Source organism: Siminovitchia fordii DSM 16014 = CIP 108821, assembly GCF_000374565.1.
Lineage (GTDB): Bacteria > Bacillota > Bacilli > Bacillales > Bacillaceae_C > Siminovitchia > Siminovitchia fordii.
The window spans coordinates 145,248-162,564 of record NZ_KB894685.1 but is presented as its reverse complement, the minus strand read 5'-3'; the positions used below and the strand labels follow the sequence as shown (position 1 = coordinate 162,564).

The window sequence follows — 17,317 nt, the reverse complement described above, 5'->3', positions numbered from 1 at the left end:
ACCGGTTTTTGCATGGAAAAAATCCACTCGTTATCAAAAGTGAACCAAAATAGTTAGTTTTATAAAAGGATTGTGGGGTAGTTGCTATATATAGCCTTAATGTGGGGAGGAGAAATAAAAATGAGAGGTAATAAGAAAGAGCTTGCTGACAGCAAAGATAAACAGTTGGAGAATTACCGAGCCCATGATGAAGGAAAAAAGATGACAACGAATCAAGGATTGAGAGTTTCAGAAGATGAATTCTCTCTGAAGGCCGGTGAACGCGGGCCTACCCTAATGGAGGATTTTCACTTCCGTGAAAAAATGACTCACTTCGACCATGAGCGTATACCGGAAAGGGTAGTCCATGCCAGGGGATATGCGGCACATGGAGAATTTGAACTTTATGAATCGATGAAGAAATATACAAAAGCAAAGTTTTTGCAGGAACCTGGGAGCAAAACGCCGGTTTTCGTCAGGTTTTCAACAGTAGTTGGCTCACGTGGATCCGGCGAACTGGCACGGGATGTCCGGGGTTTTGCCACAAAATTTTACACAGAGGAAGGCAATTATGATTTGGTTGGAAATAATATCCCTGTCTTTTTCATTCAGGACGCTGTCAAGTTCCCTGATCTGATCCATGCGGTGAAACCTGAACCGCATAATGAAATACCCCAGGCAGCGACAGCGCATGATACATTTTGGGATTTTGTTGCGAACAATCAGGAATCGGCGCATATGATCATGTGGGCTATGTCTGATCGGGCAATTCCCAGAAGCTTTAGGATGATGGAAGGGTTTGGAGTCCATACATTCCGCTTTATAAATGAAGATGGAGAAGCATTTTTTGTGAAATTCCATTGGAAGCCAACGCTTGGAGTCCATTCTGTTGTTTGGGATGAAGCACAAAAATTAAACGGGAAGAATCCGGACTTCCATCGGCAGGACCTCTATGAATCAATTGAATGCGGAGATTATCCGGAATATGAGCTTGGTGTACAGATTATTTCCGAAAAAGACGAATTCGTGTTCGATTTCGATATTTTGGATCCGACCAAGATATGGCCTGAAGAAGATGTTCCGGTAAAAATCATTGGGAAAATGACATTGAATCGAAACGTTGACAATGTCTTTGCGGAAACAGAACAGGTTGCCTTCCATCCGGGCAATGTTGTTCCCGGTATCGATTTCACGAATGATCCTCTTCTTCAGGGAAGGCTGTTTTCCTATACGGATACTCAGTTGATTCGGCTTGGCGGACCAAATTTTCTTGAGCTGCCAATAAATCGGCCTGTTTGTCCTTTCCACAATAATCAACGGGATGGCTATGGGCGACAAACAATCAATGTTGGACGAGTCAGCTATCATAAAAATTCTCTTGCAAATAATACACCTTCACTCTCGTCCGTGGATGAGGGCGGATACACACATTATCAAGAAAAAATCGATGGCCGAAAAGTAGTGGCGAGAAGTGACAGTTTCAAAGATCATTTTTCACATGCCGTTTTGTTTTGGAATTCGATGAGCGAGCCGGAAAAGGAGCATATTATTGAGGCTTTCAGTTTTGAGCTTGGTATGTGCAAGGAGAAGAATGTTCGACAGCAAGTGGTAGATATGTTTTCAAATGTTGATCTGGAGCTGGCGCAAAGAGTAGCTAAAAACGTTGGAGTTCAACAGCCTGTTATAAACCGGGGACCAAAAGTAAAAAAATCCTCGCCAGCGCTAAGCCAAGAGAACACAGTAAAAAAACCGGATACCCGAAAAATTGCCGTTTTAGTCGGAGAACGCTTTAATAAAAACGTGCCAGTAATCATGGAAGCTTTAAAGAACATAGGGACGCATCCTGTTACCGTTGGGGAAAAGCAAGGCTTCATAAAAGGCGAAAACGGGGATGAACTGGAGGTTGCGCAGACATTCCTTACTGGTGACTCTGTATTATTTGATTCAATCTACGTTGTTGGTGGAGAAGACACCAGCCATCAATTTTTTGAGTCCGCTGCTTATTTTATCAATGAAGCGTTTATCCATTATAAGCCGATTGGGGCATCCTATCAGGGAAGGGAACTAATTGAGTACCTGAATCTGCCAAGCAATGCCGGAATTGTAATGGGGGATGCACCAAGCGAATTTTTAGAAGAATTTATAAAGGCCATTTCGGAACACCGATTTTGGAACAGAAAAACCTACTAAAAACTCCTGAGTGGCAATACTTGTTTTTTGGCATCCTTTCTCGCGTTCGGAGCTGCCCCTTTTAGGAAGATTCCTTAAGAAGCTGATTTTAAAATAATCTTCTACTATTGTACGACACAACTCACAATACCTTATGATAGTATAAATCACACAATACCAAGAACAAAAATGATTTACTGGAAGGAGTTCCTATGGGCAGTGTCAGAATGAAAAGAATTTATGATAATCCCTCACCGGATGACGGGTTCCGTGTTTTGGTGGATCGGATTTGGCCGCGGGGAATGTCGAAGGAAAGAGCACGAATCGATGAGTGGATGAAAGAGCTTGCTCCAAGTGCCGAACTGAGAAAATGGTTTCAGCATGACCCTGAAAAATTTCCATTGTTCAGGAAGCAATATCTATCCTTCTTGGAGGAAAATGAAGAATGCCGCAAGAAGTTGAAAGAATTGAAAGAGAGGCTGAAAGTTGAAAATGTAACTTTGCTATACAGTGCCAAAGATGAAAGACATAATCAGGCAGTCGTTCTCAGAGAATTCATTTTGGAGAGCAGCCGGTAGTATCAATTATACAAGAGGAATCCATGGACTCTGAAAGAGTTCATGGATTTTTTTATATCATAGTCTCTCATTATTTTCATATAAATGAATAAACACGCTAAAAGATAAAGGATGAAAACAATGCTAAAACTTGCTGCCAAATTCTTCGTAACCGTTACTGCTCTATTTTGTCTAGTTTCCTTGATTGCCTTTTCAAGTGTAAAAATCAGTTTACTGTCTTTTATCGGCAATGATCCTAGTAGAACCGATTCTTTTCTTTACGTCATGTCTTTGGAAAATCAGGCTTTAAAAAGCGTTCTTCCAGAAGGGCATAAACGTTCATTCGGGAAAGACGCTTTGGAACTGTTCACAAATATCAACCTTAGAAACATGAAATCTTTTTTGATCAGTGAAATACCAGGACTAAATGCTGCCACCCCTAAAATCATCGTGGCAGGTAAAGGGACCGATTTTACAAACCTTCCTATTGAATCTCCGCCGCCTGCTGATTTTGATGTTTATGAGGGCGGTGAGGAATACTCGGAAGAAAAACCTGAGGAGGAACTACAAACAAGGGATCATGCCGTCTTTATTTATTCCACTCATAATACGGAATCTTTTTTGCCGATGCTTCCCGGAGTGAAGAATCCGAACCTTGCTTGGCATAAAGAAAAAAATGTAACCCTGCTTGGGCAGAGGCTGGGAAAGAAACTTGAGGAAAAAGGAATCAAAACATTAGTAAATAATAAAGACATACAAGGAATCCTTAAAAAAAGAGGTATGGGGTACGAGCAGTCCTATACAGCTTCAAGAGAGGTAGTAGTTGAAGCGATGAAACAAAACAAACAGGTACAGTATTACATTGACATCCATCGAGACTCTCTTAGAAGGGCGGTGACCACCACGACAGTCAATGGGGAAAAATTCGCCAAATGCCTGTTTGTAGTTGGTGAAGCTCATCCTAATTACGAAAAAAATCTAGAATTTGCTACCAATCTGCACCACTCCATTCAGAAAAAGTATCCAGGCCTTTCACGCGGAGTTTTTGGTAAAACAAAGGCTGGCGGAAATAACGGGGTCTATAATCAGGACTTGTCCGAGAATTCTTTATTAATTGAAATAGGCGGAGTGGATAATACTGAGGAAGAATTGAATCGGACAGTAGATGCACTTGCAGACGTTATCAGCGACTACTATTGGGGAGAATCAGTGGAGGTAAATAAATAGCGCAAATCGATTACAGCCAGGGATGTTCAGGATGTGAGTGAAACAAAAAAAGAGCCTTTTTTCAGGCCCGGGATTAATGAATGTTTCTTCTGTATAATCCCACTACTTTTCCGAGTATGGATACGTTTTGTACGATAATCGGCTCCATATTTGAGTTTTCCGGCTGAAGCCTAAAGAATCCGTTCTCTTTGTAAAATCTTTTGACAGTCGCTTCATTCTCTTCCGTCATCGCTACCACGATATCGCCGTTATTCGCGGTATTCTGTTGTCTGACAATCACATAATCTCCATCAAGGATTCCCGCTTCAATCATGCTTTCACCGATAATTTCAAGAATGAATACTTGATCGTCAGAGGGGATCAATTGTTCCGGGAAGGGGAAATATTCCTCGATATTCTCTACAGCCGAGATAGGGACTCCAGCGGTAACTTTACCTACAAGAGGGAGATTGACAGCGCTACTGGCAGATACAGCCGTATTCTCCTGATCCAGGACTTCTATGGCTCTTGGTTTGGTCGGATCCCTTCTGATCAGACCTTTGCTTTCAAGTCTTTCTAAATGTCCATGTACGGTAGAGCTGGACGCCAAACCCACGGCTTTTCCAATTTCACGCACGGAAGGAGGATACCCCTTTTTTTTCACTTCGTCCTTAATGAAGGTTAAAATATCTTCTTGCCTTTTTGAAAGCTTGGACATTGCTTCACACCCTTTAATCTCTATTATGAATTATCCATATTATAGCACGCAGCTTCTTTTAATACAAACGTAAGTTCGAATTTTTGTTTGACACAAACCTATGTTCTGGTTATAATATTTTTAAACAAATACGAACAAACATTCGGGAGTGGTTATTGATGTTATCAATCATAAGGAATCATTCTTTTATCGTTATCTTTTTCATTTTTTCAACCATGATGGGACTCTTTTTCATATTTAACTTGACGGAAGAAGAACAGCCCCCCAAAACTTTGACGGGAAACCAACAGAATATGTATGTCGAACAAACACAGAACAGCCAAGGGTTAATAACAAAAGGGGAACAAGTGTTAGATTAGCGGAATGTGTCCATTGGAGTGGTTTATATGAAAGTAATCATATATTGCAGGGTAAGCACCGAAAAACAGGTGCAGGAAACCTCATTGGCCAGGCAGGAAGAGGAATTGTCGGGTGCAGCCGGAAAATGGGGCTTTCAGATTGATTCCATCATCCGAGATCAATCGAGTGGATATGACCTGGACAGGCCAGGTTTGATGGAGATGCTGGATAAGGTTTCCACCGGTGACATCGATGCTGTCCTGATCCAGGACGAAACTCGTCTTGGCCGTGGAAATGCCAAAATCGCCCTTATGCATTTTTTGTTGAAGGAACATATTAAACTGTATTCACTTGCCCATGACGGTGAACTTCAAGTTTCCGAAACAGATTCCATGCTCCTAAATATAATAGGAATGATAGAAGAATATCAGCGGAGACTGCATAATATCAAAATCAGACGCGGAATGAAAAGGGCTGTGGCAAAAGGTTATCGACCTGAGCAAAACTTAAAAAAACGCGGCAATGTTAATGGAAGAGAGCGGAAAGAAATCCCTGTGGAAGAAATTGTCCGGCTCAGACAAAACAACTTAACCTTTGAAGAGATCGCATCGGTCATAAGAGGTTTTGGTTATAATGTTTCAAAAGCTACCGTTCATAGAAGGTACCAGGAATACATGGATCGGAAAGCCGACCAAAATTAAGACGATTGTTCAATACTCCTTTATTGTTTTCAATCCGTTTTTCTAGTAGTATTACTAGAGATAAAATGAAAACGAAGGAGTTTTTTTATGCTCTCAAAAGAAAAACTCGCAAGGATCAATCAACTAGCAAAAAAGGCGAAAAGCACAGGTTTGACGAAAGCGGAAGCAAAAGAGCAGTCAAAGCTTAGAGGGGAATACCTGCAAACTTTTCGTGCTTCAATGAGACAGACGATTGAAAATGTAAGAGTGTTCGATCCTAACGGAGACGAAGTGACACCTTTGAAGTTGCGAAAAATCCAGGAGAACAAGAAGTTCCATTAATATTGGAAGAAGAAGCGGGCGCTATTCAAGTTTTCCCGCTTCTTTTTTCAACAGCCTTTAGAAAGAGTTGTTTAATTTTATCAATATCTTTATGATAAGAATGATGAACATATGGGAAAGGAAGAATCAAGATGGAAGATCATAATGTGAAAGAACTCGATGTGCTCTCGATCAATACGATCAGGACGCTGTCGATTGATGCTATTGAAAAAGCAAATTCAGGACATCCCGGCCTGCCAATGGGTGCAGCCGCTATGGCATATACTTTATGGACAAAGCACATGGACCACAACCCAAAAAATCCAGAGTGGTTTAATCGTGACCGCTTTATTTTATCGGCCGGCCATGGATCTATGCTTTTATACAGCCTGCTTCATTTGTCGGGATACGATGTAACGATGGAAGACATTAAAAACTTCCGTCAATGGGGCAGTCGAACACCAGGACATCCAGAATACGGTTATACTCCCGGAGTAGAAGCCACAACAGGACCGCTTGGACAAGGTGTCGGCATGGCAGTAGGCATGGCTATGGCGGAAAGCCATTTGGCCGCGACATACAATAAAGACGATTTTAACATCGTAGATCATTATACATATGCGTTATGCGGTGACGGAGACTTGATGGAAGGGGTCGCCTCCGAAGCAGCTTCCCTTGCTGGACACTTAAAACTTGGAAAACTGATCGTATTGTACGATTCAAATGATATTACACTGGATGGCGACCTTTCTCAATCATTCTCTGAGAATGTAGGAGGACGATTTGAGGCTTATGGATGGCAGTATATCCGTGTCGAAAATGGCAATAACGTAGGGGAAATCGAAAAGGCGATTGAAGAAGCGAAAGCTGATACATCCCGCCCAACCTTAATAGAAGTGAAAACTGTCATTGGTTACGGGGCTCCCAATAAATCCGGAAAATCCGATGCACACGGAAGCCCGCTAGGTGAAGCCGAAATGAAATTGGCAAAAGAAAATTACAAGTGGACATATGAAGAAGATTTTTATGTACCGCAAGATGTATACGAGCATTTTGAAAAGACAACCATTAGCCGGGGAGAAAACAAAGAGACTGAATGGAATCAGTTATTCAGTGATTATAAAAAAAGCCATCCAGATTTGGCCGAACAGCTGGAAAATGCTGTGGAAGGTAAGCTGCCGGAAGGATGGGATAAAGATATTCCGGTTTTTGAAGAAGGAAAAAGCTTGGCGACAAGGGCTTCAGCAAGCGAAATCATGAACAGCATTGCCAAGAATCTGCCATCTTTATTCGGAGGTGCAGCAGATCTTGCCAGTTCAAACAAAACGATGATTAAGGGCGAACAGGATTTCAGCGCGGAAAATTACGCAGGAAAAAATATTTGGTTTGGTGTTCGTGAATTTGGAATGGGTGCCGCTTTGAATGGAATGGCTCTTCATGGGGGATTGAAGGTATTTGGTGGAACTTTCTTCGTCTTCTCCGACTACCTCCGTCCGGCGATCCGTCTTGCTTCATTGATGGAAGTACCTGTCACATACGTATTTACACATGATAGCATTGCTGTAGGAGAAGACGGACCGACACATGAACCGATAGAACAATTGTCTTCTTTGCGGGCAATGCCGGGACTTTCAGTGATCAGGCCTGCTGATGCGAACGAGGCAGCTGCAGCTTGGAAGCTGGCAATAGAATCTGACAAGCAGCCGACTGCTTTGATCTTGACGAGACAGAATTTGCCGACTCTTTCCGGTTCAGCGGAATTGGCGAAAGCCGGAGTTGAAAAGGGTGCTTATGTTCTTTCTCCTGCGAAAAAGCAGCAGGCTGATGCGTTATTGCTTGCTACGGGTTCAGAAGTGAGTCTTGCTATTGAAGCACAAAAAGCTTTAATTGAAGAAGGTATTGATGCTGCAGTAGTTAGCATGCCATCATGGGATCGGTTTGAAAAACAACCAAAAGAATACAAACAATCTGTCTTGCCTACTTCAGTGAAAAAGCGCTTGGCTATTGAAATGGGAGCTTCCCTCGGCTGGGAAAGATATACTGGGGATGAAGGAGACGTCTTGGCGATTGATCGCTTCGGGGCTTCTGCACCTGGCGAGAAGGTAATAGAGGAATATGGATTTACACCTGCAAATGTGATTGAGAAAGTAAAAGAGCTCCTGAAATAATTTTTTTAAAAAGAGGGGAGGGAATTTCCCCTCTTTTATCTTTTCGTTTGCCTAATGAAATAAAAAAATTCATAATGGAACTATCAATCGTTGCAACTTCCAGTAAAAAAAGAAAAAAAGATGATCGTTACAGCAATAGACAAACTTTTCACTTTATTTTCACTATAATAGGGGAAAACTGGCAATGGAGTGAAGGTTCCTATGAGAACATACTTTATTTATTTAATAAAAGATGAATTCGCTGATTATTTTTATGGGCGGGAAAGTCGATTTTTCCAATTGTTTTCCGGTAGTCACTCTGCCAATGGAAATCTCCAGGAAATCATACATAAGCAAATAGATTATATAACTGAGCCCTTGCCATATTTGGATTTACATAAGTTATTCTCCCAATTTGTACAAAATCAGCAAATATATATAAAAGGAAAAGTATATTGTATGGGGCATGCAAAAAATAAGGATGGAGCGGAATTGGCCATTGAAGAAGATTGGCTCCAGTTGAATGCATGGGGTGGTTTCGAGTCCGAAACAATCTTTTTTGAAGTGCTTAGAAAATTCAATGGTCATTTTTTTGCTGTTGATATAGAAAATGAAAGATATGGCTGGGTAAAACCTGTTAAAGAAAGAAAATACATATGAAATCGTATCGCAAGTATTGTATAATATTCGGGAATTCAGTAAACTGAAGTGAGACAACACGAAGGAGGAATTTTGGATGGTTTGGCAATTGATCTTAACGGGCGCGATCGCTCTTTTGGCTGGAGTGGCGCTTGGATTTTTCATCGCCCGTAAATATATGATGGATTACCTTAAGAAAAACCCGCCAATCAATGAACAAATGTTACGTATGATGATGATGCAAATGGGGATGAAACCTTCCCAGAAGAAAATCAACCAGATGATGGGCATGATGAAAAAGAACATGGACAGTAAGTAAGCGTTGATTAAAACGTTTTGAGGGCTATGGAGTAGCATTATTAAGAAAGTTTTCTCAACATTTTGTTGAAGAGTGGGGTTTTCAGCGCTACTTTTTCTTATTTTTGCTTTATCTTTCATCAAACTATTCCGAAACCACTTTTTCTATTGGGAACTAAACCAAAGAAAGGTGGTTTTTTGTGTTGTTCGAGGACATTGTGGAAGAGTATATGCACAGGAGATTTACAAAAAAGGCATTGCAGAACAAAAAACAGGAATATAAACAAATTAAAAAATATATCTAAAGATAAAGGGGGAGTAGAATTAGAGTCAATTTCCATCCATGACCTAAGAGCATATGTAACATATAAGGAAAATCAAGGTCTTAACCTCAATCAATCGTTGCCGTGTTTAAGGTTATTCGGGCTTTCTTTTCGTGGTGAAATCGCTTTTATTTTTTGATTAATATTAACTAAATAATATGATAGAATAATACGAGAGTTTAATAACTTATCTATATCATTACTTTCAGCAGATGGAAAATTCAAAACTAGAGAAAATTTAATTAGAAATGAGTGATGAAATGGAAATTAAGAATGCAACAATAGAAGATTTTGATATTGCATTTGATTATATTGAGAAGTTATGGACGTCCAATGATTACGATAAAGAAACAATTAAGAAGGTATATCAAGAAGTTTTGGAAAATGAAAAGGATTTCGCATTTTTCCTTTATGATGAAGGAAAAGTAAGAGGTTTTTGTCATGGAACTTATTTCAATACGTTCTGGCATTCAGGAAAATCTTGTTACGTATCTAGTATTATTTCTAACGAAGAAGATCGTGGGAAAGGATACGGGCGTAGGTTAATGGATCATGCTAAAAAATTAGCTGAAGATATAGGGTGTACTGCAATGTTCTTAGATTCGGGTCTTGCTAGAGAAGAAGCGCATCGTTTTTATGACATTTATGGTTTTGAAAAATGTGCATTTTGTTACCAACTAAAACTCGATTGATTAGATTGTACTTGTATTTAACACAGAAATACATACATGAATAGAAGAAAGAGTGGTCATCCACTTTTACTTCTATTTTTTTATGAATATTAGAGCAATTGGACCCTATTCTCAAGCAATTAAACTGGATAAAACTACTTTAGTCTCGGGCCAACTTCCTGTAAACCCTAATACTAGAGAAATGCCAGGGGTTATTTAAAGGAACAAACAAAACAATCATTGAAAAATGTAAAAGAAATATTAGAATCAGCTGGAGCTTCTTTAGAAGAAGATGTAGTAAAAACACAGTATTTTTAAAAGATTTGTCAAATTTCACTGGAGTTAATGAAATATACGGTAAATTTTTCACTGTAAATTAACCTGCTAGATGTTGTGTCGAAGTATAAAGGTGCAGGGGTAGAAATAGAGGTCATTGCAATATTTGGATAAAACATTTTATTAAAGGAGATTAAAAATGGCCAATTTAAATAAATCAGAAATTCAATATATTGTAAATGAAAATGCGAGAAAAACGAATTCAGAGAAAGCATCTGCAGCATATATGAATAGGGAAGCAGTTGAAAAGGTCAGAAGTTTTCATGAAAGCTTTCCAGAGTATAAAGTAACTCCACTTCACAAATTAGATGAGTTGTCTAAACAATTCGGGATTAGCAATCTATGGGTAAAAGATGAATCTTATCGATTTGGACTTAATGCTTTTAAAGTTTTGGGCGGTTCCTATGCGGTTGGAAAATATCTAGCAGAAACATTAAATGTCGATATTACAGAGCTTTCTTTTGAAAAACTAAGAAGTAAAGAAGTAAAAGAAAAGCTGGGAGATATTACTTTTGTAACAGCAACTGATGGAAATCATGGAAGAGGAATCGCTTGGGCTGCAAACCAGCTAGGACAGAAATCAGTCGTTTATATGCCAAAAGGCTCTTCGGAAATAAGATTAAACAATATAAGAAAAGAAGGCGCAGAAGCTTCTATAACAGATTTAAATTATGATGATACCGTTAGGCTGGCAAGCCGGAAAGCTAAAGAAAATGGCTGGGTTTTGGTACAGGATACGGCCTGGGATGGATATGAAAAGATTCCAGCTTGGATTATGCAAGGTTATGGAACAATCATAGATGAAGCAATGGAACAGATTGCTGAAGCTGGTGCCGGCCGCCCGACGCATGTGTTTTTACAAGCTGGAGTTGGTTCTTTTGCGGGCAGTATGCTTGGATATCTAGTAGAGAAATTTGGCGATGAACGTCCGATTACAATTTTAGTAGAACCTGATAAAGCAGCTTGTTTATACAAATCCATGCACGTAGGCGATGGGAAACCTCATGTAGTAACGGGTGCTTTGAATACGATTATGGCGGGTTTAGCATGTGGAGAACCAAGCAAAACTTCTTGGGGTATTTTAAAAGATTATGCTGAGATTTTTGTTTCTTGTCCAGATTATGTTGCCGCCCGAGGAATGCGAATTCTTGCAAACCCATTGGGTTGTGACCCCCATATTATTTCAGGTGAATCTGGTGCAGCGGTTGGAATAGGGTTAGTAAGTCAATTGGCTGAAAATATCATGCTCAATAATATGAAAGAAGCTTTGAAACTGAATAAGGATTCGAAAATCCTTATTATCAGTACAGAAGGTGACACTGACCCGGATCATTATAGAAAAGTAGTGTGGGACGGGGCATATCCAACAGCATAATAAATTTTTTAAGGAGAGGGCTGCTTTCTGACATATCTCGTCATTATAGTGTTCCTAATAGTATATCTGACATGGTTGGGGTAGCCCTTACTTTGTAATAATCATCGGAATATAAAAAAATTAAAATAAAGTTATAGGAAAGCAGGAACAAGAATGATGGCGACGAAAAAATCATCATTTTGATTCGGATGGTTGCCATTTTTATAGCAAAAGGAAATAAAAATTTTTATGAGGGAGAGCGATGAATATGAACAATATAGGCTTTGAAAAACAGCTTATTGAGTGGAGGCGCTATCTTCATGCACATCCTGAATGTGCTTTTGAAGAAATAAATACTTCTGAGTATATTGCCAAAGTCCTAACAGATATGGGATTAGAGGTTCACAGAAATATTGGTGGTACTGGAATCGTTGCAAATCTTACAGTAGGTGACGGCAAAAGTATTATAGGGATTAGAGCAGATATGGATGCCATTCAACTAACAGAGAATGGGAAACATCCATACACCTCCCAGAACCCGGGTCAAATGCATGCGTGTGGTCATGATGGACATATGACTACTGTATTGGGTGCGGCCAAATTACTAACGGAGCGTAAAAATTTTAATGGGACAGTCAGATTTATTTTCCAACCTGCAGAGGAAACTGGTAAGGGCGCTATTGCTATGATGCAAGATGGACTTTTCGAACGCTTCCCAGTAGAAGAGATTTATGGAATGCACAATATGCCAGGAATGCCTGCGGGTTCAATTTCAACTCGAGCGGGAGGGATTATGGCAAGTGAGGATAACTTTGTGATCCGAATTAAGGGCCAAGGCTCACATGCGTCAAGTCCTCATATGGGGAAAGATCCAATCGTTATTGCGTCTGAAATTGTTCTTGCTTTACAAACCATTATATCCCGAAATATGAACCCAAGTGTTCCTGCTGTCATTTCTTGTACTGAATTTATAACAGATGGGATTCGCAATGCGATACCAACGAATGTAGTCATTAAAGGGGATACTAGAAGTTATACTCCAGAGGTACAAAAGCTGCTAGAAGAACGGATGAGAACTGTAAGTGTGGGAATCTGCCAAATAAATGGAGCGGAATGTCAATTTGAATACACTCATGAATTCGCACCAACAGTTAACTGGGCAGAGTGTGTTGATATTGCGGTAAGAGCAGCCCGAAACGTGGTTGGTGAAAATAATGTAGATGGGAATTGTCAACAGTGGATGGCTTCTGAAGACTTTGGTGCGTTTTTACAAAAGGTTCCTGGTTGTTTTGTATTTATAGGAAATGGTGATGATTCTGATGGAATAGGAAACATTCCACTTCATAACTCGCGATATGACTATAATGATAAGATATTAAAAATTGGTGCAGAATATTTTGCGGAGTTAATTAAAGTGCGCCTGTCCAAATAAATATTTTTATAACTTTTGTGGTAGGTATGTTTTGTACTGCATTTAGTCAGGGTCCTTGAACTTTTTTCCGAAACCTACTTAAAAAGTAAAAGAAAGAGTTCCCGAAACAAATTTATAATATTGTAGTTTTTCGTAAAAACTCTTTTATTTTCAGTTGTTTTGAAAGGGCTTTCTGGAGTTCTTCTTTCAGTTATTTGGAAAAAGCTAGGGATGCTGCGGGAGAACTTTATTTATCTTATCCATTCCCTTCCATCTAAGAATAATTACTTCAATGAATCCTATGAACGGCGCGGGGCTCACTAGGCTTCTTACAATTTTTTTATGTTCCTCAAAATCATTGAAAATAAGGTGAAAGGGAGGGCGAGAAGCGTGGTCTATGCATTTGTATTTGGACATCTTTTTCGTTTCAACTTTATAGGCATTGCTTTCAATTACATCCACCTTTTACATCCACGATGTGTTATCCTAAAATCTACTAGATGCCGGACATGATAAAAATGCAGATCGACTTGCTTCATTTCGGGAAAATAAAGAAAATACCGGCTTTCACAAGGATAGCCGGCTTTATCTATATCAATTAGCGGTTTGCTGTAAATCATGTGAGACGATGTTGTCATATTGATTCAATAATAAGTCTAGTTCTTCGCTGTATTGAAGTGCAAGTCTTGATGTGAGGCTCACGCTTTTTGTAATTTCAAATAATTCTTCCCGCTTTTTCTCTATTTCCTCCCGCAAATGATCTTTCACCTGAAAAACGTCCCTTCCTAAAAAACTTGCATCTATATATTTTAATTAAATATTTGCCATCCTTATTATAGCAAATATATATCCAACTTTTCTACCATTATTCTGAAAATATGTCTTTCTTTTTTCGACTTATTCTGAATTTTTTATAGGAAAATTGACAAAAAAATCTTTGGATGGATCTTAACTTTGGTATATAATAGGAGAGGAAAAATTCTATAACATTAACTGTAAGGGATGACTGGCATGATCATAATATTGTCTACTGTGGGCGCCCTTTGCATGGGGATTCTAGCTATTTTTGTACGTATGAAAGCTTCTCGGAAACCAGTATCTGCAAAGAAAATTCTTCTGCCGCCAGTTTTTATGAGTACAGGAGCATTCATGTTCCTTCACCCTTATTTTCGTGTGACAGCAATGGAGATTTTTGAGGCTGTAACTATTGGAATGCTGTTTTCCATTTTGCTTATCAAGACTTCTAAATTTGAATGCAGGGGAGAGGGCATTTACTTGAAGCGGTCTAAAGCGTTTGGGTTTATCCTAATCGGTCTTCTCCTCATTCGATTGCTTTTAAAATCAGTGCTTAGTCAATCGATTGATGTGGGAGAATTAAGCGGAATGTTTTGGTTACTGGCATTTGGAATGATCGTTCCTTGGCGCCTGGCCATGTACGTACAATACAAAAAATTAAGTTTGAAATTGAATAAGGACCCATCAGTGTCCGTTTGATTTACTTATAAAAAATCCCGTTAAGGGGTTTTTTTATGTTAGAGGGTGGGGGTAGCCATGAGAATAAGAAATATTCTCCCTGATGATGCAGGCAATTTTATTAAACTGACTGGGCAAGTGGAAACGGATGAGAGTATATTACCATCGTTGAGCCGGATGGACTAAAACAGATAAGGCAAGACAGTCGTTCGACAATTCCTGGCGTAGAGGGCATGGAAAAAGAACTAGCTGGCAATCTGGATATCTTTGGTGGAATGCCAGAAGGACTAGGCACTCCGTCTATCTAGTATGTTAAGGGGTACCGAGAACAAGGAATTGGAACATGACTTTTTGGGCAATAAAGTAAGCCATTCTGAAACTGGAATTGACGGTTGTCTGTGAAAATTAGGCAGCAGTTTCGCATTATGAAAAAATAGGTTTTCAAATCGAAAGGACGAAAAGTGCCTCTCTATTGATTAATGGTGTTGAAATAGAACGAACTCGTGATAACCAAACTTCTATAATCTGAGTCCTGTTAAGAAACCTAAGAACGCCAGAACGATACCGCCAAAATAACTGAGGAACATGTAAATCAAAGCAGGTTTCCACTTCTTTTTCCTAAGTTGGTTGATCATTTCAACTTTAAAAGTTGAAAATGTCGTATATGAACCCAAAAACCCAATGCCGACCAATAAGGTCCATTTTGAAGAGGGAAAACCTCCCATTATAAGTCCCAGTAAAAACGATCCGGAGAGGTTAACGAAAAAAGTAGCTGCAGGAAAAGAGTTATTTAAAAATGATAGTTTATTTGCAACAAAATATCTGGTAACCGCTCCAAAAAAGCCGCCAATTGCAACAAGGAAGATATTCAATTTTCCAACCTCCCTTTCCTCGACCCATGATTGCCAATACAAAAACCAACCCATGCGAGTAATAATCCCAAGCAGATGCTCAAAAGAACATAAAAGCCGGCCATAATAGAAGAAGACTCATATAATTGAATAGTTTCGAGACTGAAGGTCGAAAAAGTCGTCAATGACCCGATCATACCGGTCCCAAGTCCAAGCATGATGGTTTTCGGTATCACTTCCTTATTTTCATTCAATCCAGTCAACAGGCCTAGAAAAAAGCAGCCGCACATGTTTGCAATAAATGTGCCAATCGGAAAGTATCCGGACCACAGGTTGACTGTATAAAAACTGATTAAATAGCGGATGACGCTGCCTGCCATTCCACCAAGGCCCACGGCCAAATAATTCATCTTGATCACCTTTCAATGATGAAGGCTTCCATGTATAGGAAGCCTCAAAATAAGTGTTCATAAGGGGTAATATCAATATTCAATTCATCCATTTTTTTGCGCAGGAATTTATGATCTCGCTTTGGTGTTGCCAATATATACCCTTTTATGATGATATCAAGATCTAGTCGCTTTGCTCTCTTCTTCATCGCGACTTCCCCTATTTTTCCCGCGATTTTATGTCTTGCGACATCTCGGAATAACTCAGGAACGGGGCTTACCAGCTCATCGAGAAGCTTGTTCTGTTCGTCCGTCCAAAGATCCTTTGTTTTCTGTACATAATACTCTTCCCAATCCATATCTGATTTTCCATCTTCTTTTGGAAGCCGCTTTAGAAACTTACGAAACATGAAAAAGCCGCCGATTGCGAAAAGTGAAAGTAGTACGACCACCCAAAAAAGAATAAAAACTAAAAACCAACCTTCGAGCATTTCTTTCCCTCCTGATAATACGGGCTTTCGCCATATTACCATTATAGCCAATTGAAAAAGAGAGTGACAAGCTGTTGCCCTTTAGATCAGGATTTTATCTCAAGTTTCTTCTTTTTTTATACACGGGTGTCCTTTTTGCATGAAATTCTGTATACGGAATGTGAGAGGAGGTGATGCACTTGGCTAACGCTTTTTTGAAATCAACAAGGTTAAGACTAGTATTCGAGATTCTCACTGATGGAATGGACAAACCTGTTTATAAAAACAAGACGTTCAATAACATCCATCGTGATGCTACTGCTGCAGAGTTATATCAGGCTGCACAGGCGATCGGCTCACTATCGGAGTATCCGATCTGGGCCATTGAACGTAACGACAGCTTTGACATCGATGCATAATCAAAACGAAGTGAGATGAAGGAGGTGAAATCTTGAAAACATTGGAATTGCATTTTATTGCGAGCGGCGGCAAGACTTCAAGGCTAACCATTGAGCAGCCTCAAGAGCCGGTAAACCCTGAAGATGTTAAAAATGCCATGCAATCGATGATCGACTCCGGGGTATTCATGGACAGTGAAGGAAACACCTATGAGGAAATAAAGGGTGCGCGGCTTATCGAACGTTCGGTTACAGAATTTTCACTGGATTAGTTTCAGCAGGCTTGGCTTATGTCCAAGCCTTTAATTTTATAGGGGGAAGGAGGCATTATTTGTGGAGCAACTTTTGCCCTTCTTCAGTGAAGTCGGATTTCCGGCACTAGTTACTTTTTATTTATTATACCGGATTGAAACGAAACTGGAAGACGTTGTTCAATCGATTCAGAGCCTTCCTGAAAGGATGGAAAGGTGAACAGCTGTCATCAAGGGGCTCAATTTTTAAGCCGTCAGACTTTTTCTGGACGGCTTTTTTCCTGTTTATGAAAGATTAACGTACATCATTTGATATAATAATAGATATTTAGAGGAAA

At 39.6% G+C, this 17,317-nt stretch carries 23 protein-coding genes; 18 read left to right on the top strand and 5 right to left on the bottom strand.

Going from position 1 to position 17,317, the window contains the following annotated elements; genetic code table 11:
- Positions 1–120: 120 nt before the first annotated feature.
- The 3 genes from C509_RS0100820 (at position 121) to C509_RS23145 (ending at position 3,932) form a co-directional block, all read left to right on the top strand.
- Positions 121–2,169 carry a catalase gene (locus tag C509_RS0100820; protein ID WP_018704992.1) on the top strand — a complete coding sequence of 683 codons (2,049 nt, stop codon included), beginning with the start codon at positions 121–123 and terminating at the stop codon, positions 2,167–2,169.
- A gap of 206 nt (positions 2,170–2,375) precedes the next feature.
- Positions 2,376–2,726 carry a DUF488 domain-containing protein gene (locus C509_RS0100815; protein ID WP_245542408.1) on the top strand — a complete coding sequence of 117 codons (351 nt, stop codon included), beginning with the start codon at positions 2,376–2,378 and terminating at the stop codon, positions 2,724–2,726.
- A gap of 111 nt (positions 2,727–2,837) precedes the next feature.
- The gene (locus C509_RS23145; protein ID WP_051088643.1) at positions 2,838–3,932 is read left to right on the top strand and encodes a stage II sporulation protein P; all 1,095 of its coding nucleotides are present in this window, start codon (positions 2,838–2,840) and stop codon (positions 3,930–3,932) included.
- 73 nt (positions 3,933–4,005) lie between these two features.
- Here C509_RS23145 and lexA read toward each other — a convergent pair whose 3' ends face one another.
- Positions 4,006–4,629 carry a transcriptional repressor LexA gene (gene lexA / locus C509_RS0100805; protein ID WP_018704989.1) on the bottom strand — a complete coding sequence of 208 codons (624 nt, stop codon included), beginning with the start codon at positions 4,627–4,629 and terminating at the stop codon, positions 4,006–4,008.
- 158 nt (positions 4,630–4,787) lie between these two features.
- On the opposite strand from lexA, the gene C509_RS0100800 reads away from it, so the two are divergent.
- The 11 genes from C509_RS0100800 (at position 4,788) to C509_RS0100755 (ending at position 13,168) form a co-directional block, all read left to right on the top strand.
- Positions 4,788–4,988 carry a hypothetical protein gene (locus tag C509_RS0100800; RefSeq protein ID WP_018704988.1) on the top strand — a complete coding sequence of 67 codons (201 nt, stop codon included), beginning with the start codon at positions 4,788–4,790 and terminating at the stop codon, positions 4,986–4,988.
- Positions 4,989–5,015: 27 nt separating this feature from the next.
- Positions 5,016–5,669: a YneB family resolvase-like protein gene (locus C509_RS0100795; RefSeq protein ID WP_018704987.1), complete on the top strand. Its 654-nt coding sequence runs from the start codon at positions 5,016–5,018 to the stop codon at positions 5,667–5,669.
- An 87-nt stretch (positions 5,670–5,756) separates the two neighbouring features.
- Positions 5,757–5,990: a DUF896 domain-containing protein gene (locus C509_RS0100790; RefSeq protein WP_018704986.1), complete on the top strand. Its 234-nt coding sequence runs from the start codon at positions 5,757–5,759 to the stop codon at positions 5,988–5,990.
- A 131-nt stretch (positions 5,991–6,121) separates the two neighbouring features.
- Entirely contained in the window at positions 6,122–8,137 is a 2,016-nt protein-coding gene (gene tkt / locus C509_RS0100785) for a transketolase (protein ID WP_018704985.1), read from the top strand.
- A gap of 201 nt (positions 8,138–8,338) precedes the next feature.
- On the top strand, positions 8,339–8,776 hold the full coding sequence (sirA, locus tag C509_RS0100780) for a sporulation inhibitor of replication protein SirA (RefSeq protein WP_018704984.1): 438 nt from the start codon (positions 8,339–8,341) through the stop codon (positions 8,774–8,776).
- 76 nt (positions 8,777–8,852) lie between these two features.
- A complete protein-coding gene (locus C509_RS0100775) occupies positions 8,853–9,074 on the top strand; it encodes a YneF family protein (protein ID WP_018704983.1) in 222 nt (73 codons plus the stop codon).
- Between the two features lie 549 nt (positions 9,075–9,623).
- The gene (locus C509_RS0100765) at positions 9,624–10,067 is read left to right on the top strand and encodes a GNAT family N-acetyltransferase (protein WP_211214243.1); all 444 of its coding nucleotides are present in this window, start codon (positions 9,624–9,626) and stop codon (positions 10,065–10,067) included.
- Positions 10,068–10,149: 82 nt separating this feature from the next.
- Complete coding sequence (locus C509_RS27315; protein WP_342664507.1) at positions 10,150–10,266, top strand: Rid family hydrolase; 117 nt, start codon at positions 10,150–10,152, stop codon at positions 10,264–10,266.
- A gap of 20 nt (positions 10,267–10,286) precedes the next feature.
- Complete coding sequence (locus C509_RS27310; RefSeq protein WP_306419648.1) at positions 10,287–10,364, top strand: hypothetical protein; 78 nt, start codon at positions 10,287–10,289, stop codon at positions 10,362–10,364.
- A gap of 157 nt (positions 10,365–10,521) precedes the next feature.
- Positions 10,522–11,757: a diaminopropionate ammonia-lyase gene (dpaL, locus tag C509_RS0100760; protein ID WP_018704980.1), complete on the top strand. Its 1,236-nt coding sequence runs from the start codon at positions 10,522–10,524 to the stop codon at positions 11,755–11,757.
- A gap of 241 nt (positions 11,758–11,998) precedes the next feature.
- Positions 11,999–13,168: a M20 aminoacylase family protein gene (locus C509_RS0100755; protein ID WP_018704979.1), complete on the top strand. Its 1,170-nt coding sequence runs from the start codon at positions 11,999–12,001 to the stop codon at positions 13,166–13,168.
- 573 nt (positions 13,169–13,741) lie between these two features.
- Here the strand turns inward: C509_RS0100755 and C509_RS25295 are convergent.
- Entirely contained in the window at positions 13,742–13,915 is a 174-nt protein-coding gene (locus tag C509_RS25295; protein ID WP_018704977.1) for a Spo0E family sporulation regulatory protein-aspartic acid phosphatase, read from the bottom strand.
- A 243-nt stretch (positions 13,916–14,158) separates the two neighbouring features.
- Here C509_RS25295 and C509_RS0100740 point away from each other — a divergent pair, with 243 nt between their 5' ends.
- Positions 14,159–14,641 carry a CcdC family protein gene (locus C509_RS0100740; RefSeq protein WP_018704976.1) on the top strand — a complete coding sequence of 161 codons (483 nt, stop codon included), beginning with the start codon at positions 14,159–14,161 and terminating at the stop codon, positions 14,639–14,641.
- Positions 14,642–15,138: 497 nt separating this feature from the next.
- On the opposite strand, the gene crcB (C509_RS0100730) is transcribed toward C509_RS0100740, so the two are convergent.
- Genes crcB (C509_RS0100730) through C509_RS0100720 form a run of 3 tightly spaced genes read right to left on the bottom strand, consistent with a single transcriptional unit; the run spans position 15,139 to position 16,351 of the window.
- Complete coding sequence (gene crcB, locus C509_RS0100730; protein WP_018704974.1) at positions 15,139–15,492, bottom strand: fluoride efflux transporter CrcB; 354 nt, start codon at positions 15,490–15,492, stop codon at positions 15,139–15,141.
- Positions 15,489–15,881, bottom strand: coding sequence for a fluoride efflux transporter CrcB (crcB, locus tag C509_RS0100725; RefSeq protein ID WP_018704973.1), 393 nt, complete (start codon positions 15,879–15,881; stop codon positions 15,489–15,491). Before crcB (C509_RS0100725) ends, crcB (C509_RS0100730) begins: the two co-directional genes overlap by 4 nt.
- Positions 15,882–15,925: 44 nt before the next feature.
- Entirely contained in the window at positions 15,926–16,351 is a 426-nt protein-coding gene (locus C509_RS0100720; protein WP_018704972.1) for a DUF2621 domain-containing protein, read from the bottom strand.
- Between the two features lie 179 nt (positions 16,352–16,530).
- Here C509_RS0100720 and C509_RS0100715 point away from each other — a divergent pair, with 179 nt between their 5' ends.
- The 3 genes from C509_RS0100715 (at position 16,531) to C509_RS0100705 (ending at position 17,199) form a co-directional block, all read left to right on the top strand.
- Complete coding sequence (locus C509_RS0100715) at positions 16,531–16,749, top strand: DUF1659 domain-containing protein (RefSeq protein WP_018704971.1); 219 nt, start codon at positions 16,531–16,533, stop codon at positions 16,747–16,749.
- 32 nt (positions 16,750–16,781) lie between these two features.
- Positions 16,782–17,000 (top strand): DUF2922 domain-containing protein, encoded by a 219-nt coding sequence (locus C509_RS0100710; protein ID WP_018704970.1) that lies wholly within the window; start codon positions 16,782–16,784, stop codon positions 16,998–17,000.
- Between the two features lie 61 nt (positions 17,001–17,061).
- The gene (locus tag C509_RS0100705) at positions 17,062–17,199 is read left to right on the top strand and encodes a YvrJ family protein (protein WP_018704969.1); all 138 of its coding nucleotides are present in this window, start codon (positions 17,062–17,064) and stop codon (positions 17,197–17,199) included.
- Positions 17,200–17,317: the final 118 nt, after the last annotated feature.